This is a genomic window from Pseudomonas sp. LBUM1664 (assembly GCF_059695895.1).
In genome coordinates this window covers 1,080,509-1,100,469 of record NZ_CP166791.1, presented here as the reverse complement: position 1 = coordinate 1,100,469, position 19,961 = coordinate 1,080,509, and the positions used below count along the sequence as shown (strand labels likewise).

21 protein-coding genes and 1 tRNA gene are annotated in these 19,961 nt (G+C 59.7%); 15 read left to right on the top strand and 7 right to left on the bottom strand.

Features of this window, described 5'->3' with window-relative positions:
- Positions 1–2 precede the first annotated feature (2 nt).
- On the bottom strand, positions 3–902 hold the full coding sequence (locus ACA047_RS05155) for a TIGR01777 family oxidoreductase (protein WP_497357250.1): 900 nt from the start codon (positions 900–902) through the stop codon (positions 3–5).
- A 196-nt stretch (positions 903–1,098) separates the two neighbouring features.
- On the opposite strand from ACA047_RS05155, the gene ACA047_RS05150 reads away from it, so the two are divergent.
- The 6 genes from ACA047_RS05150 to ACA047_RS05125 all read left to right on the top strand — a co-directional run bounded on the left by ACA047_RS05150 (position 1,099) and on the right by ACA047_RS05125 (position 6,875).
- Positions 1,099–2,085: an NAD(P)/FAD-dependent oxidoreductase gene (locus ACA047_RS05150; RefSeq protein ID WP_497357248.1), complete on the top strand. Its 987-nt coding sequence runs from the start codon at positions 1,099–1,101 to the stop codon at positions 2,083–2,085.
- 190 nt (positions 2,086–2,275) lie between these two features.
- Positions 2,276–3,238, top strand: coding sequence for a YbgA family protein (locus ACA047_RS05145; RefSeq protein WP_497357246.1), 963 nt, complete (start codon positions 2,276–2,278; stop codon positions 3,236–3,238).
- Positions 3,235–4,176 carry a MerR family transcriptional regulator gene (locus tag ACA047_RS05140; protein WP_497357244.1) on the top strand — a complete coding sequence of 314 codons (942 nt, stop codon included), beginning with the start codon at positions 3,235–3,237 and terminating at the stop codon, positions 4,174–4,176. Before ACA047_RS05145 ends, ACA047_RS05140 begins: the two co-directional genes overlap by 4 nt.
- Positions 4,177–4,188: 12 nt before the next feature.
- Positions 4,189–5,640, top strand: coding sequence for a deoxyribodipyrimidine photo-lyase (phrB, locus tag ACA047_RS05135; protein ID WP_497357242.1), 1,452 nt, complete (start codon positions 4,189–4,191; stop codon positions 5,638–5,640).
- 127 nt (positions 5,641–5,767) lie between these two features.
- Positions 5,768–6,541, top strand: coding sequence for an SDR family NAD(P)-dependent oxidoreductase (locus ACA047_RS05130; RefSeq protein ID WP_497357240.1), 774 nt, complete (start codon positions 5,768–5,770; stop codon positions 6,539–6,541).
- Positions 6,542–6,569: 28 nt separating this feature from the next.
- The gene (locus ACA047_RS05125) at positions 6,570–6,875 is read left to right on the top strand and encodes a YkgJ family cysteine cluster protein (RefSeq protein WP_497357238.1); all 306 of its coding nucleotides are present in this window, start codon (positions 6,570–6,572) and stop codon (positions 6,873–6,875) included.
- Between the two features lie 111 nt (positions 6,876–6,986).
- Here ACA047_RS05125 and ACA047_RS05120 read toward each other — a convergent pair whose 3' ends face one another.
- The 6 genes from ACA047_RS05120 to hemA form a co-directional block, all read right to left on the bottom strand.
- A complete protein-coding gene (locus ACA047_RS05120) occupies positions 6,987–7,505 on the bottom strand; it encodes an acyloxyacyl hydrolase (protein WP_497357236.1) in 519 nt (172 codons plus the stop codon).
- A 114-nt stretch (positions 7,506–7,619) separates the two neighbouring features.
- Positions 7,620–8,411, bottom strand: a complete 792-nt coding sequence (gene murI, locus ACA047_RS05115) for a glutamate racemase (RefSeq protein WP_497357234.1) — start codon at positions 8,409–8,411, stop codon at positions 7,620–7,622.
- A complete protein-coding gene (gene moeB, locus ACA047_RS05110; protein ID WP_497357232.1) occupies positions 8,404–9,159 on the bottom strand; it encodes a molybdopterin-synthase adenylyltransferase MoeB in 756 nt (251 codons plus the stop codon). The genes murI and moeB overlap by 8 nt, the downstream gene beginning before the upstream one ends.
- Complete coding sequence (prmC, locus tag ACA047_RS05105; protein ID WP_497357231.1) at positions 9,153–9,983, bottom strand: peptide chain release factor N(5)-glutamine methyltransferase; 831 nt, start codon at positions 9,981–9,983, stop codon at positions 9,153–9,155. The genes moeB and prmC overlap by 7 nt, the downstream gene beginning before the upstream one ends.
- Before the next feature lie 14 nt (positions 9,984–9,997).
- Positions 9,998–11,080 (bottom strand): peptide chain release factor 1, encoded by a 1,083-nt coding sequence (gene prfA, locus ACA047_RS05100; protein WP_497357229.1) that lies wholly within the window; start codon positions 11,078–11,080, stop codon positions 9,998–10,000.
- Positions 11,077–12,366 carry a glutamyl-tRNA reductase gene (gene hemA, locus ACA047_RS05095; RefSeq protein WP_497357227.1) on the bottom strand — a complete coding sequence of 430 codons (1,290 nt, stop codon included), beginning with the start codon at positions 12,364–12,366 and terminating at the stop codon, positions 11,077–11,079. The genes prfA and hemA overlap by 4 nt, the downstream gene beginning before the upstream one ends.
- 172 nt (positions 12,367–12,538) lie before the next feature.
- Between hemA and ACA047_RS05090 the strand changes: the two genes are divergently transcribed.
- From ACA047_RS05090 to ACA047_RS05050, 9 genes are all read left to right on the top strand, one after another.
- Positions 12,539–14,263, top strand: coding sequence for a tetratricopeptide repeat protein (locus ACA047_RS05090; RefSeq protein ID WP_497357225.1), 1,725 nt, complete (start codon positions 12,539–12,541; stop codon positions 14,261–14,263).
- A 4-nt stretch (positions 14,264–14,267) separates the two neighbouring features.
- Entirely contained in the window at positions 14,268–14,885 is a 618-nt protein-coding gene (gene lolB / locus ACA047_RS05085; protein WP_497357223.1) for a lipoprotein insertase outer membrane protein LolB, read from the top strand.
- A 1-nt stretch (position 14,886) separates the two neighbouring features.
- Positions 14,887–15,738 (top strand): 4-(cytidine 5'-diphospho)-2-C-methyl-D-erythritol kinase, encoded by an 852-nt coding sequence (gene ispE / locus ACA047_RS05080; protein WP_497357221.1) that lies wholly within the window; start codon positions 14,887–14,889, stop codon positions 15,736–15,738.
- Between the two features lie 36 nt (positions 15,739–15,774).
- A tRNA-Gln gene (locus ACA047_RS05075) sits at positions 15,775–15,849 on the top strand.
- 46 nt (positions 15,850–15,895) lie between these two features.
- Positions 15,896–16,837 (top strand): ribose-phosphate pyrophosphokinase, encoded by a 942-nt coding sequence (locus tag ACA047_RS05070; RefSeq protein WP_003171603.1) that lies wholly within the window; start codon positions 15,896–15,898, stop codon positions 16,835–16,837.
- 143 nt (positions 16,838–16,980) lie between these two features.
- Positions 16,981–17,583 carry a 50S ribosomal protein L25/general stress protein Ctc gene (locus ACA047_RS05065; RefSeq protein WP_497357219.1) on the top strand — a complete coding sequence of 201 codons (603 nt, stop codon included), beginning with the start codon at positions 16,981–16,983 and terminating at the stop codon, positions 17,581–17,583.
- A 166-nt stretch (positions 17,584–17,749) separates the two neighbouring features.
- A complete protein-coding gene (pth, locus tag ACA047_RS05060) occupies positions 17,750–18,334 on the top strand; it encodes an aminoacyl-tRNA hydrolase (protein WP_003185374.1) in 585 nt (194 codons plus the stop codon).
- 22 nt (positions 18,335–18,356) lie between these two features.
- The gene (gene ychF / locus ACA047_RS05055) at positions 18,357–19,457 is read left to right on the top strand and encodes a redox-regulated ATPase YchF (protein WP_497357217.1); all 1,101 of its coding nucleotides are present in this window, start codon (positions 18,357–18,359) and stop codon (positions 19,455–19,457) included.
- 197 nt (positions 19,458–19,654) lie between these two features.
- Positions 19,655–19,936 (top strand): Arm DNA-binding domain-containing protein, encoded by a 282-nt coding sequence (locus ACA047_RS05050; RefSeq protein WP_497357215.1) that lies wholly within the window; start codon positions 19,655–19,657, stop codon positions 19,934–19,936.
- Positions 19,937–19,961: the final 25 nt, after the last annotated feature.

The following is a 19,961-nucleotide window of genomic DNA, read 5'->3' as shown; positions in this document are numbered from 1 at the left end:
TTTCAAAGGCGGCCCGATAAATCGTCCAGGGCCGCAGGCAAATCAGTGAACCGGAATGTGAAACCCGCCGCCTGCAATCGGGTCGGCGTGGCGCGCTGGCCGCCCAGCAACAGCAATGACAATTCCCCCAGTGCAACTTTCAACGCAAGTTCTGGCATCGGCACCACGGCCGGCCGATGCAACGCACGTCCCAGGGTCTTGGCAAAATCGCGGTTACGCACCGGGTTCGGAGCGCAGGCATTATAGGGACCGCTGGCATCAAAGCGATGCAGAAGAAAATCAATCAGGGCGATTTGATCGTCAATGTGAATCCACGGCATCCACTGCCGACCGCTGCCGATACGCCCACCCAGCGCCAGTTTGAAGGGCAGTAGCAACCGCGACAAAAAACCGCCCTCGGCGGACAGGACCAGGCCGGTGCGAACCAGCACCACACGTATGCCCATGGCCTCGGCCCGTTGCGCAGTTTCTTCCCAAGCGATACACAACTGGCTGGCGAAATCCTCGCTGACCGGCCCCGACGCCTCGGTCAGCTCCCGCTCGCCGCCGTCGCCGTACCAGCCCACCGCGGAACCGGAAATCAACACCTGCGGTTTCTGCTCGCAACGCTCCAGCCATGCCAACAAGACCTCTGTGAGGGTGATGCGGCTACTCCACAACAGCATCTTGCGTTTGTGGGTCCAGAGGCGATCGGCAATCGGCGCACCCGCGAGGTTGACCACCGCGTCCACCGGCTCACGAATCTCATCGAGTTTGGTGATTCCCCGCACCTGCGCTCCACAGATTTTCGCCACCTCTTCAGGTCGGCGACTCCATACTGTCAGGCGATGTCCCTGCTCCAACCAGTGGCGGCAGAGCTGACGTCCGATCAAACCAGTACCGCCGGTCAGCAATATGTGCATGAGATGTTCCTCGCATCGCGTTTTACTCGGCCCATTAGTCTATTTTTATAAGCAGGGATTTTTCGTATCGGGCGGGGTCTGTGTTTAACAATAGGACACCCTGTCAGAATGCGAACGGTAAAACTTATACCAAAAAGCCCAATTGTACAGGTTTAAACGACGGCGTAGTCTGTGCAGAAAGGTAAACGAGGCCCTCATGACCGTACCTATCGCAATCATCGGCACCGGCATCGCCGGACTCTCAGCCGCCCAGGCCCTAACGGAGACCGGGCATATCGTTCAACTCTTCGATAAAAGCCACGGCAGTGGCGGTCGCATGTCGAGCAAACGCAGCGATGCCGGCGCGCTGGACATGGGCGCCCAATACTTCACCGCCCGCGATCGCCGCTTTGTCACGGAAGTCCAGCGCTGGCAGGCCAACGGCTGGGCCGCGGAATGGAACCCGCAACTCTATAATTTCCAGGGCGGGCACCTGAGCCCTTCGCCGGACGAGCAGACCCGCTGGGTCGGCACCCCGCGCATGAGTGCTATCACCCGCGCCCTGCTCGGCGAGTTGCAAGTGCAGTTCTCCTGCCGGATCACCGAAGTGTTTCGCGGCCAGGAACACTGGCACTTGCAGGACGCGGAAGGTTTCACCCACGGCCCCTTCGGCCAGGTTGTCATCGCCACGCCCGCGCCCCAGGCCACCGCATTGCTGGCGGCCGTACCAAAACTGGCCGGGGTAGCGGCTGGCGTGAAAATGGACCCGACCTGGGCGGTGGCGCTGGCTTTCGAAAAAACACTGGATACCCCCATGGAAGGCTGCTTCGTGCAGGACAGCCCGCTCGACTGGCTGGCCCGCAACCGCAGCAAACCAGGACGCGACAGCAAGCTCGATACCTGGGTGCTGCACGCCACCAGCGACTGGAGCCGCAAACACATCGACATGCCCAAAGAAGCGGTGATCGAACACTTGCACGGCGCCTTCGCCGAACTGCTGCACAGCGCGATGCCGGCCCCGAGCTTCAGTGTGGCCCATCGCTGGCTCTACGCCCGCCCCGCTGGCAACCATGAATGGGGCGCCCTGGCCGACGCCGACCTGGGCCTCTATGTGTGCGGCGACTGGTGCCTTTCCGGCCGGGTCGAAGGCGCCTGGCTCAGCGGCCAGGAAGCTGCACGCCGGTTGCACGCCAGCTTGCAGTAGATCGCGTCACCCTGCGCTACCCGCTGCTGTCGAAAGAGACAGCAGCCCATCTGCGAAAAAATATCAACGCCGCCCGCTCATACACGGACACTTATACAAAATAGTTTGACTTGTACACGTTCTGACCTAAGATAAAACAGGTTGTACATAAATTATTACTTGTACAACATTGTAAATCCAGAGGTCGCCCATGCCCAGCGAAGCCGTCACCCAACCGAAAATCGCCATCAGCGCCTGCTTGATGGGTGCTGAAGTTCGCTTTAACGGCGGGCATAAACAATCACAGCTGTGCAGTCGTACCCTGGTCGATTACTTCGATTTCGTGCCGGTGTGCCCTGAAGTCGCCATTGGTCTGGGCATTCCTCGGGAGCCGATCCGGCTGGTGGGCCATCCCGAACACCCCGACGCGGTCGGCACGGTAAACCGTGACCTCAACGTAACCCGGCCATTGGCCGATTACGGGCAGTGGATGGCCGAGGAACTGGATGATATCTGCGGCTACATTTTCATGCAGAAGTCACCGTCCTGCGGGCTGGAGCGGGTCAAAGTCTATGATCACAACGGCGTGCCACAGGACGGCGGCGGACGTGGCATTTATGCCCAGGCCTTTTGCCAGTGCCATCCCGATCTTCCGGTGGAGGAAGACGGTCGCCTCAACGACCCCGTGCTGCGAGAGAACTTCCTGACCCGGGTGTTCGCCTATGCCGCCTGGCAACCGCTGCGACGACAAGGCCTGACCCGACGCGATCTGATCGAATTCCATTCGCGCTACAAATATTTGCTGATGGCCCACAACCCGGTGCAATACAAGGCCTTGGGTAACCTGCTCGGCAACATGGGCAAAGCCGACCCCGACGAACTGGGCCCGCGCTACTTCAGCGCGCTGATGGCGGCCTTGAAGAAATGCGCCACCCGTCGCACCCACACCAATGTGCTGCAGCACCTGAGCGGTTACCTCAAGCGCGCCATCAGTGCGCAAGACAAGCAGGAAGTGCAGCATCTCATCGGGCAGTATCGCCTCGGCATCGTGCCGCTGGTGGTGCCGCTGACCTTGCTCAAGCACCACTTGCGCCAACACCCCGATCCTTATCTGGCGCAGCAGGTCTATCTGCAACCGCACCCGGAAAACCTCAGTTTGAGGAACGCCATTTGACGAAGGGCCAACCCGATTCCAGTGCCAGCGAAGACCTGGGGGCCGACTTCGCCAAAGCCCTGGCGCAGGGCTGGCTGCCCATACGCGAAGTCGCCCGGCAAACCGGTGTCAACGCCATCACGCTGCGGGCCTGGGAGCGCCGTTATGGCTTGATCGTGCCGCACCGCACGCCCAAAGGTCACCGGTTGTTCAATGCCGAGCACGTGCAACGGATCCTGCGCATCCTCACCTGGATCGATCGCGGTGTAGCCGTGAGCAAGATCAAGCCCTTGCTCGACACACCACAGCCGCCGACTGAACCGCTGGAAAACGACTGGCAGCGTCAGCGCCACGCCCTTGTGCTGGCCGTGACGCAGTTGGCCGAGCGTCAGATCGATGATTTGGTCAACCAGGCGATGGCCCTGTACCCGCCTTGGACAGTGTGCGAACAGTTGCTGTTGCCCTTGCTGGCCGAGCTGCAATTGCGCTGGCAGGGCCAGTTTGGTGCGCAACTGGAACGTCTGTCTCTGCACGCCTGGCTGCGCAGCAAATTCGGCAGCCGGATCTACCACAACAACCGTCAGTTGCGCGGCGCGCCGTTGCTGCTGGTCAATCATTCGGACCTGCCCCTGGAACCCCAACTGTGGCTCACCGCCTGGCTGGCCAGCAGCGCCAATTGCCCGGTGGAAGTCTTCGACGGGCCGATACCGGCAGGCGAACTGGCCCTGGCGGTCGAACGCCTCAAGGCCCGCGGCGTGCTGCTGTATTCCAGTCACGCCATCAACCTGTCCCAGTTGCCCAAACTGCTGAGCGGAGTCGACTGCCCGATCATCATCGCCGGCCCGGCCGCGTCGATTCACCACGCCAGGTTATCCACAGGCGTCTCGATGATTGACGTGAGCTGGGCCGAAGATCCGTTATCGGCTCACCGCGAACTGAGCCGCAGAGCACTTCTTTAAATGGAAAACAGCATGCAACTGATCTGGCTGCGCAACGACTTGCGCCTGCACGACAACACCGCCTTGGCGGCAGCCACAGCCCGGGGGCCATGTGTGGCGGTGTACCTGCCGAGCCCGGAACAATGGCGCGCTCATGACGATGCAGCCTGCAAGATCGATTTCTGGCTGCGCAACCTCGCATCGTTGAGTGCGGCCCTGGACGCGTTGAACATCCCGTTGCTGATTCGCCACGCGCCACACTGGGATCAGGCGCCGCAGGTACTGCTCACGCTGTGCCACGAACTGAAAATCGGCGCCGTGCATGTCAACGAAGAATACGGTCTGAACGAAACCCGGCGCGATGCTGAGGTTGCCCAAGCCTTGCAGGGCCAGGGCATCGAGTTTCACAGCCACCTTGACCAGTTGCTCTTCAAGCCCGGCAGCGTCCTGACCAAGACCGGCAATTATTTCCAGGTGTTCAGCCAGTTCCGCAAGGTTTGCTACAACCGTCTGCACGTCTCGTTGCCTAGCCTGGTCCCCACGCCGGCCCGCCAGGCCCCCACCGGCATTGTCAGCGATCCGGTGCCGACGCATGTCGAAGGGTTCGCCCCACCCAGTGAAGCACTGCGCGCCCTCTGGCCTGCCGGTGAACACGAAGCGCGGCGGCGCTTGGATACGTTTGTCGAGCAACACATCGATTACTACCAGAGCGAACGGGACTTCCCGGCCAGACCCGGCACCAGCCAGCTTTCGGCTTATCTGGTGGCCGGCGTGGTCTCGCCGCGTCAGTGCCTGCACGCTGCGCTGCAAGCCAACCAGGGTGAATTCGAGAGCGGAAACGTCGGTGCTGTGACGTGGATAAATGAATTGCTCTGGCGCGAGTTCTATAAACACATTCTGGTGGGCTATCCACGTGTCTCTCGCCATTGTGCGTTCCGCCCGCAAACCGAGGCATTGGCCTGGCGTAATGCTCCTGAAGAACTGGCGGCCTGGAAACAAGCACGCACCGGCCTGCCGATCATCGATGCGGCCATGCGCCAATTGCTCGAAACCGGCTGGATGCATAACCGTTTGCGGATGGTCGTCGCCATGTTCCTCACCAAGAACCTGCTGATCGACTGGCGCGAAGGCGAGCGCTTTTTCATGCAACACCTGATCGACGGCGATCTGGCCGCCAATAACGGCGGCTGGCAGTGGAGCGCCTCCACCGGAACGGACTCGGCGCCCTGGTTCCGGATTTTCAATCCTTTGAGCCAGTCGGAGAAATTTGACCGCGAGGGCTTGTTCATCAAGCGCTGGTTACCCGAACTGAACGATCTCGACAAGCAACAGGTCCATAACCCAAACACCCAGGGCGGCTTGTTTGAAGCGGTGAACTACCCGCCTGCGATCGTCAATCTCAGTCAGTCCCGGGTGCGTGCTCTGGCGGCTTTCAGAGACCTGGCGGCGCGACAAGACGTTGCAGTTGTAAAGTTGGGCGGTTAGCGAACATAAAATTGCTGACCGGCGGGATGCACTTTCAAGCAGGTGGCTTATAGTCTTACAAAATATATGGACTTCATCGTAAAGCATTGCATCAGACTCAGCGCTGCCCGATCAAAAGGAGTATGGAATGGGCCCAAGACCGCCACGGCGATATTGGCTGACCGGTGCTGGCAACGGAGTCGGCGCTTCGTTGGCCGAAGCGATACTCAAAACCGGTGCGCACCTGGCCGTCAGCTCGCGCTCGGCGCAATCGTGCGAAGCCCTTTCGGTACGCTATCCAGGCCAAGTACTGGCGCTGCCCGGCAATTTGACCGACAACCTGACTGTGCGCGAGATCGGCGAGCACATTGCCCAACAGTGGGGCTCCCTGGACACGGTCATCCTCAACGCCGGAACCGCTGAATACGTCTACGGCCAGCCCGACGACAACACGCTCATCGAGTACATCGTGCGCAGCAATCTGTTGGCTGCCAGCCTCTGCATCGAAGTTGCCTTACCCTTGTTGCGCATGGGTACCACGTCCCATCTGGCGGGGATCGCCAGCCCGGCGACGTACCTGCCACCGTCGCGGGCCGAGGCCGATGTTGGCGGGATGCGCTATCTGTTCGAGTCGGCTCGCGTCGACCTGGCCTGTGAGGGCATCGATGTAACGCTGTTCCACCCGGGCTTCGACAGCCCGTCGCTGAGGCTCGACGAGTGTTTTTCGACCCCGGCCCGATGCTCGGCAGACGAAGCGGCGGCTCATATCCTGAGTCACCTGATCGAACGGCCCCATGAAATGGCCTTCCCCGTCGCATCCATGACTGCGCTCTGGCCATTGCCTTCATCGACAGAGACCGTGCAAGCCAACATCGACTCAGGCCAGGCGAGTCACAAGGACCCGATCAAGGGGCAACCCTGAGCGGCCCGGTTGCCTTACACTGCGCGCCATGAAAACCATCCCCCTCCATGACATCGCTACACCTGCCGTCACATGCTCGACGTGTGCGGCGTGCTGCTGTCAGCTGGAAGTGATGCTGATCACCGACACAGGTGTACCGGAACGCTTTATCGACACCGACGAATGGGGCGGGGAGGTGATGCTGCGGCTCGATGACGGCTGGTGCGCGGCACTGGATCGCGACAGCATGATGTGCACCATCTACGAAAAACGCCCGCTGATCTGCCGCGAGTTCGAGATGGGTTCGCCGGAATGCATTGAAGAACGCCAGGGGATTGCGACGGCGTATCGGTAGGAAATCAACCCGGTTTCTGTGGGAGCGGGCTTGCTCGCGAAAGCGGTGGATCAGCCAGCATTGAAGTGACTGACACTACGCCTTCGCGAGTAAGCCCGCTTGTGTCTGGTGTTACAGCGGCATTGTGTAGTGCAGCGTGTAGCTTTCTATACCGTCGTTAGTCGACTTGATACCAGCGTTGGAATAATGAGTGGCGCGAATGCCCACTTCATGTCCGCCATTAAAGCGCAGGCCGAAACCAATGCGGTCTTCGAATTGGAAAGCCGTTCCGAGTTTGTTGTCTTCCACTTCGGTATTCGCGAACAACGCAACGCCCACACCGGCCTCGATATAAGGTTTTACGTTCTGGCCGGAAAATTCATACACGAAGACAGGCGAGAACGACAGGCTGTGGTTGCTGGATGTTTCATCCCCCTCCCAATACGTGTAGGCACCGCTCCAGTAGCCGGTCAGACGGCCGACGTCGCTCTGCAACCAACTCTTGTCCCAATCAAACTGCATGCCCAAGCGATAGGTCATGGTCGAGTCACCGGTCTGGCCGACTCCAAACTCCACGCCTGCCGCCTGTGCGGTGTAAGCGTGCCCCAGCAATGCAGCCGCAAATGCGGCAAAGCAGAATAAGCGCTTCATTAGAAACATCCTTTTCCGAACAAGCTTAGTTGGTTTTTTGTTACAAATGGACAAGGCTATAAAAATCGGCGATTAAACAGAAGTTCAGCCAGGTTCAGGTATTTTTCACGCTTTTTACAGGTCGAAGCTTCGCACAACGCCGGAAAAATTCCATAGCATCGGTAGGATTTTTCTTAAATGTATCGGACTTGAGCTAGTCCAGAATTGAGTTTCGCTGGCAGGTCCTTCGGCCAATAACGCCCGCTCCGCTAACAGGCGCTGAAGTTGCCGCGCCACGGCGGCACCGGTGTCGATCAGGCTGATGTGCTCCGGGATCATTTGCTTGAGCAATGGCTTGAGGAACGGATAGTGCGTACAGCCCAGGATCAGTGTGTCGCAGCCGGCTGCCAACAAGGGATCGACGTAGCCTTGCAGCAATTGATACACGACCGGGCTGCGTAAATCACCCGCTTCGATCAGTTCCACCAGCCCCGGACACGGTTGAGTAATCACCCGCACATCGGTGGCGAAACGATCGAGCAAAGCGGCGAACTTGGCGCTCTGCAAGGTGCCGGTAGTGGCCAGTACGCCAACGATGCCGCTACGGGTGGCGGCGGCGGCCGGCTTGACCGCCGGCTCCATGCCAACGATGGGCCAGTGGGGGTAATCGCGACGCAAATCCGCTACCCCGGCGACCGTCGCGGTATTGCAAGCCACTACCAGCGCCTTGGCACCCTGGCGCTGGAGAAAGTCAGCAATGATCGCGCATCGCTGTCGGATGAATTCCGGAGTTTTCTCGCCATAGGGAATATGCCCACAGTCGCCCACGTACAACAGCGACTCATTGGGCAGCAGCCGACGGATTTCTCCCAGCACCGACAGCCCGCCGACACCCGAGTCGAACACAGCGATCGGCGCCTCACCCATGTTGGCGGCCACAGACGCTGCAACCCGGATCGCGCTTGACCCGCAACTCACGGAAACGCGTGCCCAAGGCATCGATCAGTAACAAGCGCCCCACCAGCGGTTCACCAAAACCGACCAGCAGTTTCAGCGCTTCGAGTGCTTGCAGGCTGCCCACCAGCCCCACCAGCGGCCCGAGCACCCCGGCTTCGCTGCAGGTCAACTCGGCTTCGCTGCCATGGCCGTAGAGGCAGTGATAACAAGGGCTTTCGGGACGGCGTGGATCAAATACCGACAACTGCCCTTCCAGGCGAATCGCCGCACCGCTAACCAGCGGTTTGCCGGCCGCAACACACGCCGCGTTTACCGCTTCGCGGGTCGAGAAATTGTCGGAGCAGTCCAGCACCACATCCACCGCCACGACCGCAGCGGCCAGGCTATCTGCGTCCATGGCCGTCGGATGAGGCACCAGGCGAATCTCGGGATTGATCGCCGTCAGGCGACGCATCGCCGAATCGACCTTGCCCAGGCCAACACTGTCGGTGTCGTGAATGATCTGGCGTTGCAGGTTGGTCAAGTCGACCGTGTCGAAATCCGCCAGATGCAATTCGCCGACGCCAGCAGCGGCCAGGTACAGCGCCGCTGGGGCGCCGAGACCGCCGAGACCGACGATCAATACACAGCTCTGCTTGAGGCGCAATTGCCCGTCGATGTCGACGTGCTGCAACAGAATCTGCCGGCTATAGCGCAACAGCTCCTGATCGTTCAGCACGGCAGGCACCCCAGGCTGATGCGCTCATGGCCGCCCAGGTCCTTGCGACTATGGACTTCAATAAACCCTTGGTGGTGGAGCAAATCACGCACGGCATCGGCCTGATCATAGCCGTGCTCGAGCATCAGCCAACCGCCCGCCTCCAGGTGAACCGGCGCCTGGGCAATGATCTCGCGCAAATCATCGAGTCCATCGGGCCCGGCAACCAGCGCACTGGCCGGCTCGAAACGCACGTCACCCTCGGCCAGGTGTGGATCGCTGGCCGCGATGTAAGGTGGGTTGCTGATGATCAACTCAAAACGCTCGCCGTCCAGGGCGCTGAACCAGTGACTGCTCAAAACCGTAACGTTGCGCAGGTCCAGGCGCTGGCGATTGCGTTCGGCCAGGGCGACGGCTTCCAGCACACGGTCGACCGCGGTGACCTTCCAGGCCCGGCGCTCGCTGGCCAAGGCCAGGGCAATCGCACCGCTGCCGGTGCCCAGGTCCAACACCCTGGCCGGTGTGGCGGGCAACAACGCCAGCGCGGTTTCCACCAGCAGCTCAGTGTCGGGACGTGGAATCAGCGTATGAGGCGCCACTTCTAGGTCGAGCTTCCAGAAGCCCTGCTGCCCAAGGATGTAGGCCACCGGCTCGCCGGAACGCCGGCGACGCAGGTACTCGGAGAACAGCAACGCCGCCTCGCTCGGCACAATCCGCTCGGGCCAGGTGTGCAGAAAGCTGCGGGATTTGCCCAGGGCAGCGGCCAGCAGCAACTCGGCATCCAACCGTGACGTGGGTGAGTCCGGCAGCTCGGCGGCACGTAACAAACTGGCGATGATGGTCATTTATTCACCTCTGCTTACTCGCCAATCGCAGCCAACTGGTCGGCCTGGTATTCGGCCAGCAACGGCTCGATGACCGAATCGACACCACCGGCAAGAATTTCGTCAAGGGAGTACAGGGTCAGGTTGACACGGTGGTCGGTGACCCGGCCCTGGGCGAAGTTGTAGGTACGGATCCGCTCGGAACGATCGCCCGAACCCACCAGCAATTTTCGCTCGCTGGCGATGGCGTTGGCCGCGGCGCTGGTTTGCTGATCGTTGAGCTTGGCCGACAACCAGGACATGGCCCGCGCCCGGTTCTTGTGCTGGGAACGTTCTTCCTGGCACTCGACCACAATGCCCGAGGGCAAGTGCGTGATGCGGATTGCCGAGTCGGTCTTGTTGACGTGCTGACCACCCGCGCCGGAGGAACGGTAGGTGTCGACCCGCAGATCCGCCGGGTTGATCTCGATAGCTTCCTGCTCGTCCGGCTCGGGCAATACCGCAACTGTGCAGGCCGACGTATGGATGCGCCCCTGGGATTCGGTGGCCGGCACACGCTGCACACGGTGGGCGCCGGATTCGAACTTCAGCTTGCCGTAGACGTTGTCACCTTCGACCCGGGCGATGACTTCTTTATAGCCGCCGTGTTCGCCTTCGTTCTCGGAAAGAATCTCCACGCGCCAGCCGCGACGCTCGGCGTAACGCGAATACATGCGGAACAGGTCGCCGGAGAAAATCGCCGCCTCGTCGCCGCCAGTACCGGCGCGGATCTCAAGGAATACGTTACGTCCGTCATTCGGGTCCTTGGGCAGCAGCATGCGTTGCAGATTGCCTTCCAGTTCGACCAACTGCTCCTTGGCCTCGCGGACTTCCTCGACGGCCATTTCGCGCATGTCCGGGTCGCTGTCCTTGAGCAGCGCCTGGGCGCCTTCAAGGTCACCCTGCACTTTGAGCAACTGTTTATAAGTGGCGACAATCGGCTCGACTTCCGCGTACTCCTTGGAATAGGTGCGGAATTTGTTCTGATCGCAAATGACTTCGCCATCGCCTAGCAAGGCCGTCAGTTCTTCGAAACGGTCCTGGAGGATATCCAGCTTATTGAGCAGTGACGCTTTCATTGCGGTTTTTTATCCGAAAAGCTATCCGGTGAACCCTCACCGAGGGCAAAGAGTTCCTGGGCCATGGCCAGCGCATCGAGGCGGCCTTCGGCGGTCAGCTTCTTGAGCTGGACACTGGGGGCGTGAAGCAATTTGTTGGTCAGGCCGCGGGCCAGTTGCACCAGTATCTCTTCGGCGCTGCCGCCGTTGGCCAGCAGGCGCTGGGCCTTTTGCAGTTCTTCGTCGCGCAGGCGTTCGCTCTGCTGACGATACGCCTTGAGCACATCCACCGCCGCCAGCTCGCGCAGGCGCACCATGAAATCGTCGGCGCCGATGGTGATCATTTCCTCCGCCGCCTGGGCAGCGCCTTGCCGGCTCTTGAGGTTCTCGGCGACCACTTCGTGCAGGTCGTCGACGCTGTAGAGGTAAACGTCGGCCAGTTCGCCGACTTCCGGCTCGATGTCCCGGGGAACGGCAATGTCCACCATGAAAATCGGCTTGTGCTTGCGCAGTTTCAGAGCGCTTTCCACCGCGCCCTTGCCCAGGATCGGCAACTGGCTGGCGGTGGAACTGATGACGATGTCGCTGTGCACCAGCTCGGCGGGAATGTCCGACAACAAAACCGCGTGGGCGCCGAACTGTTCGGCCAGGGTGCTGGCCCGTTCCAGGGTACGGTTGGCGACGACGATGCGCTTCACACCCAGCTCGTGCAGATGGCGGGCGACCAGGGTGATGGTCTCGCCAGCGCCGATCAGCAGCGCCTGGCTGCGTTGCAGATCGCTGAAAATCTGTTTTGCCAGGCTGACGGCGGCAAACGCCACGGACACCGGGTTCTCACCGATGGCCGTATCCGTGCGCACCTGCTTGGCAGCATTGAACGTGGCCTGGAACAGGCGCCCCAGCATCGGGCCGACGGTGCCGGCCTCGCGCGCCACGGCGTAGGCCGACTTCATCTGGCCGAGGATCTGCGGTTCGCCCAATACCAGCGAGTCGAGCCCCGAGGCGACGCGCATCATGTGACGAACTGCCGCATCATCTTCATGCACATAGGCACTGGCGCGCAGCTCTTCAAGGCTCAGATCGTGATATTCGGCCAGCCAGCGCAGCACCACATCAGCCGAAAGATGATCCCGTTCTATATAAAGCTCGCTGCGATTGCAGGTAGAGAGGATCGCAGCTTCGCGGCTGTCGGTAAGTCGGCAGAGCTGCTGCAAGGCCTCAACCAGCTGCTCAGGCGTAAAGGCCACGCGCTCGCGGACGTCTACTGAAGCAGTCTTGTGGTTAATACCGAGTGCAAGGAAGGCCATTCAAGGTCGCTGATTGTGACGAGAAGCCGACAATTGTCCTACTTCGCCAGATTCAGAACAACCACTCGATATCTATCGCCCCGGCCCTTACCGTAAATCGACGGGGCGGTTATGTTTGACCGAAGGCTTGTGTCATGATGATCCGACCGCAGGTTAGTCGTCCTCTTCCTATATGAATAGATCTTCCGCGTTGCTCCTCGCTTTTGCCTTGCTCAGCGGTTGCCAGTCCATGGCTCCCGTTTCGACGGACGGTACGCCACCGGTCGAAGACAGCACGCAGGCCCCCGAAAAACCCAAGGTCTACGGCTCGTTCAGCGAAGAAACCATCTTCAGCCTGTTGAGTGCCGAGCTGGCGGGCCAGCGCAATCGTTTCGACATTGCGCTGGACAACTACGTGACCCAGGCCATCAACACTCAGGACCCGGGCATCTCCGAACGGGCGTTTCGCATCGCCGAGTACCTTGGGGCCGATCAGGCCGCGCTGGATACCGCACTGATCTGGGCCAAAAATGCCCCGGACGACCTTGAAGCGCAACGCGCCGCCGCCGTGCAACTGGCGCGAGCCGGGCGCTACGACGACGCCATGGTGTATATGGAGAAGGTCCTGCTGGGCAAGGGCGACACCCATTTCGATTTTCTTGCGTTGTCCGCGGCCGATACCGACCAGGAAACCCGTAACGGCTTGATGAAAAGCTTCGATCGCTTGCTGCAGCGTCACCCGAACAACGGCCAGCTGATTTTCGGCAAGGCCCTGCTGCTGCAACAGGACGGCGACACCCAGGGCGCCCTCACCCTGCTCGAAGACAACCCGCCGGAAGCTGGCGAAGTGGCGCCGATCCTGCTGCGCGCACGCTTGCTGCAAGGCTTGAACCGCGGCGATGAAGCCCTGCCGCTGCTGAAAAAAAGCATCAAGAAATACCCGGACGACAAGCGACTGCGCCTCACCTATGCCCGCATGCTGGTAGAAAACAACCGCATGGACGACGCCAAGGTCGAGTTCTCCAGCCTGGTCCAGCAATACCCTGAAGATGACGATTTGCGTTATTCCCTGGCGCTGGTTTGCCTGGAAGCCAAGGCTTGGGACGAAGCCAAGGGCTACCTAGAAGACCTGATCGCACGGGAAAGCCACGTCGACTCGGCCCACTTGAACCTGGGTCGCATTGCCGAAGAACGCAACGACCCCGAGAGCGCGCTGATCGAGTACGCCCAGGTCGGCCCGGGCAACGACTATCTGCCGGCGCAGTTGCGCCAGGCCGATATTCTGATAAGCAACGGTAAAACGGCCGACGCCCAGAGCCGCCTCGCCGTACAGCGCGACTCCCAACCGGACTACGGTATCCAGTTGTATTTGATCGAAGCCGAAACCTTGTCGGCCAATAATCAGGGCGACAAAGCCTGGAACGTGCTGCAACAAGCCTTGAAGCAGTACCCAGACGATCTGAACCTGCTGTACACCCGCGCCATGCTGGCGGAAAAGCGCAATGACCTGGCCCAGATGGAGAAAGACCTGCGCCTGATCATCCAACGCGATCCAGACAACGCCATGGCCCTCAATGCCCTCGGCTACACCTTGTCGGATCGCACCACCCGATACGATGAAGCCAAGGTGCTGATCGAACAGGCCCACCAGATCAATCCGGAAGACCCGGCGGTGCTCGACAGCCTCGGCTGGGTGAACTTTCGCCTGGGCAACCTCGACGAAGCCGAACGCCTGTTGCGTCAGGCCCTGGAGCGCTTTCCCGACCAGGAAGTCGCCGCTCACCTGGGCGAAGTCCTGTGGGCCAACGGCAAACAACGTGAAGCACGGCAGATCTGGAGCAGGTTCCTCAAGGACCAGCCTGACAGCCCCATTTTGCGCAGCACCATCAAACGCCTGACCGGATCAGAGACCCTTTAAGATTATGCTTTTGCGCCACTTCATCATGTTCAGCTTTATCGCCCTGCTCGCCGGCTGCGCGGGCTTCGGTGCCCGTGAATCCGTCCAGGGCCATGGCAACCCGGCCCAGTGGCGCGAGCACAAGGAACAACTGAGCAGCCTCGACGGCTGGCAGATCGACGGCAAGATCGGCATTCGCGCACCGAAAGACTCGGGCAGCGGCACGTTGTTCTGGTTGCAACGCCAGGACTACTACGACATTCGCCTGTCCGGCCCGCTGGGTCGCGGCGCGGCCCGGCTGACTGGCCGACCAGGCCAGGTCTCGCTTGAAGTCGCCAACCAGGGTCGCTATGACGCGACCACACCCGAAGCCTTGCTGGAAGAGCAACTGGGCTGGAAATTGCCAGTCTCCCATCTGACCTGGTGGGTGCGCGGGCTGCCGGCACCGGACAGCAAAAGCCGCCTGACCCTCGACGCCGACAGCCGCCTGTCGAACCTGGAGCAGGATGACTGGCAAATCGAATACCTGAGCTATGCCCAGCAGAACGGCTACTGGCTGCCCGAGCGAATCAAACTGCACGGCAGCAACCTCGACGTCACACTGGTGATCAAGCAATGGCAGCCGCGCAAGCTGGGGCAATGACATGACCGCTGCACGCCTGACCCTGCCCTCCCCGGCCAAGCTCAACCTGATGCTGCACATCCTGGGTCGTCGACCAGACGGCTATCACGAGTTGCAGACGATTTTTCAGTTTCTGGACTACGGCGACGAAATCACCTTCGCCGTGCGCGACGACGGCGTGATTCGCCTGCACACTGAATTCGACGGGGTCCCCCACGACAGCAACCTGATCGTCAAAGCCGCGAAAAAACTCCAGGAGCAATCCGGTTGTTCGCTGGGCATCGATATCTGGATCGAAAAAATCCTGCCCATGGGCGGCGGTATCGGTGGCGGCAGTTCAAATGCGGCGACGACTTTACTGGGGCTCAACCATCTGTGGCAGTTGGGCTGGGACGCGGATCGCCTCGCGGCCCTGGGCCTGACCCTGGGCGCCGACGTGCCGGTTTTCGTGCGCGGCCACGCGGCTTTCGCCGAGGGCGTCGGGGAGAAACTCACCCCGGTAGAACCCGAGGAACCGTGGTACTTGGTACTGGTGCCGCAAGTATCTGTAAGTACAGCAGAAATTTTTTCAGATCCGCTGTTGACACGTAACTCTCCTCCCATTAAAGTGCGCCCCGTTCCCAAGGGAAACAGTCGGAATGACTGCTTGCCGGTGGTAGCAAGGCGTTATCCAGATGTTCGTAACGCTTTGAATTTGTTAGGTAAATTTACCGAAGCAAAACTCACCGGAACTGGAAGTTGTGTGTTTGGGGGCTTCCCAAGCAAAGCTGAAGCTGATAAAGTCTCGGCCCTTCTTACAGAGACCCTTACAGGGTTTGTAGCGAAAGGAAGCAACATTTCGATGTTGCATCGCAAGCTGCAAGGTCTGCTCTAAAGGAATCGAGTGCTCGGCACTCGCAGCAACAGATACAGGGGCGTCGCCAAGCGGTAAGGCAGCAGGTTTTGATCCTGCCATGCGTTGGTTCGAATCCAGCCGCCCCTGCCATTTTCCTATACTCATCCAGGTTACCCTCAGCCTTCAGGTACTGCGCGTGTCCAAGATGATGGTCTTTACGGGGAACGCTAACCCCGATCTGGCTCGGCGCGTAGTGCGTCAGCTGCATATCCCTCTCGGTGACATTTCTGTCGGTAAGTTTTCCGACGGCGAAATCACTGCCGAGATCAATGAAAACGTTCGCGGTAAAGACGTTTTCATTATTCAGCCGACTTGCGCTCCGACCAACGATAACCTGATGGAACTCGTCGTGATGGCTGATGCCTTCCGCCGTTCCTCGGCTACTCGTATCACTGCTGTTATTCCTTACTTTGGTTATGCCCGTCAGGATCGCCGTCCGCGTTCCGCACGTGTGGCAATCAGCGCGAAAGTCGTGGCTGACATGCTTACCGTAGTCGGCATCGATCGTGTTCTCACGGTTGACTTGCATGCTGACCAGATTCAGGGCTTCTTCGATATTCCCGTGGATAACATCTACGGCTCCCCGGTTCTGGTGGATGACATTGAAGATCAGCGCTTCGAAAACCTGATGATCGTGTCCCCGGACATTGGTGGCGTCGTGCGTGCACGGGCTGTTGCCAAATCCCTGGGCGTGGATCTGGGTATCATCGACAAACGTCGTGAGAAAGCCAATCACTCCGAAGTGATGCATATCATCGGCGACGTCGAAGGGCGTACCTGTATTCTGGTCGATGACATGGTTGATACCGCCGGCACCCTGTGCCACGCGGCCAAGGCCCTGAAAGAGCATGGCGCTGCCAAGGTCTTTGCCTACTGCACACACCCTGTGCTGTCGGGTCGAGCGATCGAAAACATTGAAAATTCCGTGCTGGACGAGCTGGTGGTGACCAATACCATCCCGCTGTCTGCTGCTGCACAAGCCTGTGCGCGTATCCGTCAACTGGATATCGCACCGGTTGTTGCCGAGGCGGTTCGCCGCATCAGCAATGAAGAATCGATCAGCGCGATGTTCCGCTAAGGGCCCTGCCCTTGCCGTGACATCTCGTTGACGAAAAGCGCCCCGCCCCGGCATTGACTGTCGGGGCGGGGCTTTTTTGCCCATATCGCCTTTAGCGCTGGTCGCAAACGCTGGGGCGAATGTGGTTATTTTGGAGATACAACATGAACGATTTTACCCTGAATGCTGAAGTGCGTTCCGACCTGGGGAAAGGTGCGAGCCGCCGCCTGCGTCGTCTCGCGAGCCTGGTTCCAGCTGTAGTCTACGGTGGCGACAAAGCCCCTGAGTCCATCAGCATGCTGGCCAAAGAAGTTGCCAAACTGCTCGAAAACGAAGCGGCTTACAGCCACATCATCGAGCTGAACGTTGGTGGCACCAAGCAAAACGTCGTAATCAAAGCTCTGCAACGTCACCCGGCCAAAGGCCACGTGATGCACGCTGACTTCGTACGCGTAATCGCTGGCCAGAAACTGACCGCTATCGTGCCTGTACACTTCGTCGGCGAAGCTGCTCCGATCAAGAAAGGCGGCGAAGTTTCGCACGTTGTTGCGGAAATCGAAGTGACTTGCCTGCCGAAAGACCTGCCTGAATTCATCGAAGTCGATCTGACTGACGCCGAAATCGGCACGATCATTCACCTGTCCGACCTCAAAGCCCCTAAAGGCGTTGAATTTGTTGCCCTGGCACACGGCGATGACAAGGCTGTTGCCAACGTCCACGCTCCACGTGTTGCTCCAGAAGCTACTGAAGAAGGCGCTGCAGAGTAATTTCACTCTGTCGCCGGAGTGACCGGAAACATCGCGGACTGGAACGTAGCGAGACAGCGGGCGAGAACGCGAAGTTTACTTAACGGTAGATCCGCCATTTTCGTCCACTGTCGCAACACCGTCTGATCGCGACATTGTTATCCACACTCCAGGAAGGGCCCCTATCGTGACTGCCATTAAACTGATCGTTGGCCTGGGAAATCCAGGCGCTGAATACGAACAGACCCGGCATAACGCAGGGGCCCTTTTTGTTGAGCGCATCGCGCACGCACAAGGCGTCAGCCTGGCGGCCGATCGCAAATATTTCGGCCTGACCGGGCGCTTCTCGCATCAGGGTCAGGATGTTCGTCTGTTGATTCCCACCACCTACATGAACCGCAGCGGCCAGGCCGTGGCGGCATTGGCCGGTTTCTTTCGCATCAAGCCCGAAGAAATCCTGGTGGCTCACGACGAGCTCGATCTACCTCCGGGCGTCGCCAAGCTCAAGCAAGGCGGCGGTCATGGTGGTCACAATGGGTTGCGCGACATCATCGCGCAACTGGGCAATCAGAATACCTTTCACCGCCTGCGGCTCGGCATCGGCCACCCGGGTGTTGCCAGTATGGTTTCAAATTTTGTCCTGGGTCGTGCGCCTCGCGCCGAACAGGAAAAACTCGATGCCAGCATCGATTTTGCCCTCGGCGTGCTGCCGGATATCCTCGCCGGTGAATGGAACCGTGCGATGAAAAACCTGCACAGCCAGAAGGCCTGACACTTATCCGAGGGGAAACACCATGGGATTCAATTGCGGCATCGTCGGCCTGCCTAACGTCGGCAAGTCCACCCTGTTCAACGCCCTGACCAAATCCGGTATCGCGGCCGAGAACTTCCCCTTCTGCACCATCGAGCCGAACACCGGCATCGTGCCGATGCCGGATCCGCGCTTGGAAGCATTGGCGGCTATCGTCAACCCCAAGCGCATCCTGCCGACGACCATGGAATTCGTCGACATCGCAGGCCTGGTGGCCGGTGCCTCGAAAGGTGAAGGCCTGGGTAACAAATTCCTGGCCAACATCCGCGAAACCGATGCAATCGCCCACGTGGTGCGCTGCTTTGAAGATGAGAACGTGATCCACGTCTCCAACAGCGTCGACCCGAAACGCGACATCGAAATCATCGACCTGGAACTGATCTTCGCCGACCTCGACAGCTGCGAAAAACAGCTGCAGAAAGTCGCCCGCAACGCCAAGGGTGGCGACAAGGATGCAGTCGTCCAGAAAGGCCTGCTGGAGCAGTTGATCGCTCACTTCACCGAAGGCAAGCCTGCGCGCAGCCTGATGAAGAAAATGAGCACCGACGAGAAGCTGGTGATCAAGGGTTTCCACCTGCTGACCACCAAGCCGGTCATGTACATCGCCAACGTTGCTGAAGACGGCTTCGAGAACAACCCGCACCTGGACGTGGTCAAGGCCATTGCCGAAGAAGAAGGCGCCATGGTCGTTCCGGTCTGCAACAAGATCGAAGCGGAGATCGCCGAGCTGGACGACGGCGAAGAGAAAGACATGTTCCTCGAGGCCCTGAGCCTGGAAGAGCCTGGCCTGAACCGAGTGATCCGCGCCGGTTACGAAATGCTCCATCTGCAAACCTACTTCACCGCGGGTGTCGAAGAAGTCCGCGCCTGGACCGTACGCGTGGGTGCCACCGCCCCGCAAGCCGCTGGTGTGATCCACACCGACTTCGAAAAAGGCTTCATCCGCGCCGAAGTCATCGCCTACGCCGACTTCATCCAGTACAAGGGCGAAGCCGGTGCCAAGGAAGCCGGTAAATGGCGTCTGGAAGGCAAGGAATACATCGTCAAGGACGGCGACGTGATGCACTTCCGCTTTAACGTCTAAGGCTTCTACTGAACCTGAGTGAACCGTACTGAACCTGAAACTGGCCTGAGGCCCTTGTTTTTAGAGGGGGCTGCCAAATATCTAGAGCTCAGTGCGGTTCAGCAAGGGTGATAGTGTTCTAGAGAAAAGCGGGGTGGCATCAGGGGTATCACGATTTCTGGATGGGGGTATTTTCTTCATCTCTCACGGATACCCAAATGCCTAAAGACCTAATCACAGACGCTAAAGTACGCACTGCAAAGCCCGCTGCCGCCCCTTACAAGCTTGGGGATGGCGGCGGGCTTTTTCTTTTGGTGCAGCCAAGCGGTAGCAAGCTATGGCGATGGAAATTTCGACTCGATGGCAAGGAAAATGTTTTTGCTATCGGCTCTTACCCAGAGATTGGTCTTGCCGAGGCGCGCTCAGAACGGTACACAGCTCGCAAACTGACGAAGCTTGGACTTCCTCTATCAGTGCGCGCGCAACCCCTTAAGGTCTGAGTTTTAAGAGGGTGTAGCTCGGACG

Bases quoted from the DNA above. Each gene is read 5' to 3' on its own strand.
- ACA047_RS05125 (WP_497357238.1), top strand. From the start codon at position 6,570: ATGAAAACCATCCCCCTCCATGACATCGCTACACCTGCCGTCACATGC.
- ACA047_RS05090 (WP_497357225.1), top strand. From the start codon at position 12,539: ATGAATAGATCTTCCGCGTTGCTCCTCGCTTTTGCCTTGCTCAGCGGT.
- ychF (WP_497357217.1), top strand. From the start codon at position 18,357: ATGGGATTCAATTGCGGCATCGTCGGCCTGCCTAACGTCGGCAAGTCC.
- prfA (WP_497357229.1), bottom strand. From the start codon at position 11,080: ATGAAAGCGTCACTGCTCAATAAGCTGGATATCCTCCAGGACCGTTTC.
- ACA047_RS05120 (WP_497357236.1), bottom strand. From the start codon at position 7,505: ATGAAGCGCTTATTCTGCTTTGCCGCATTTGCGGCTGCATTGCTGGGG.
- ACA047_RS05050 (WP_497357215.1), top strand. From the start codon at position 19,655: ATGCCTAAAGACCTAATCACAGACGCTAAAGTACGCACTGCAAAGCCC.
- lolB (WP_497357223.1), top strand. From the start codon at position 14,268: ATGCTTTTGCGCCACTTCATCATGTTCAGCTTTATCGCCCTGCTCGCC.
- ACA047_RS05150 (WP_497357248.1), top strand. From the start codon at position 1,099: ATGACCGTACCTATCGCAATCATCGGCACCGGCATCGCCGGACTCTCA.
- ACA047_RS05130 (WP_497357240.1), top strand. From the start codon at position 5,768: ATGGGCCCAAGACCGCCACGGCGATATTGGCTGACCGGTGCTGGCAAC.
- prmC (WP_497357231.1), bottom strand. From the start codon at position 9,983: ATGACCATCATCGCCAGTTTGTTACGTGCCGCCGAGCTGCCGGACTCA.
- murI (WP_497357234.1), bottom strand. From the start codon at position 8,411: ATGGGTGAGGCGCCGATCGCTGTGTTCGACTCGGGTGTCGGCGGGCTG.
- ispE (WP_497357221.1), top strand. From the start codon at position 14,887: ATGACCGCTGCACGCCTGACCCTGCCCTCCCCGGCCAAGCTCAACCTG.
- ACA047_RS05155 (WP_497357250.1), bottom strand. From the start codon at position 902: ATGCACATATTGCTGACCGGCGGTACTGGTTTGATCGGACGTCAGCTC.
- hemA (WP_497357227.1), bottom strand. From the start codon at position 12,366: ATGGCCTTCCTTGCACTCGGTATTAACCACAAGACTGCTTCAGTAGAC.
- ACA047_RS05145 (WP_497357246.1), top strand. From the start codon at position 2,276: ATGCCCAGCGAAGCCGTCACCCAACCGAAAATCGCCATCAGCGCCTGC.
- ACA047_RS05065 (WP_497357219.1), top strand. From the start codon at position 16,981: ATGAACGATTTTACCCTGAATGCTGAAGTGCGTTCCGACCTGGGGAAA.
- phrB (WP_497357242.1), top strand. From the start codon at position 4,189: ATGCAACTGATCTGGCTGCGCAACGACTTGCGCCTGCACGACAACACC.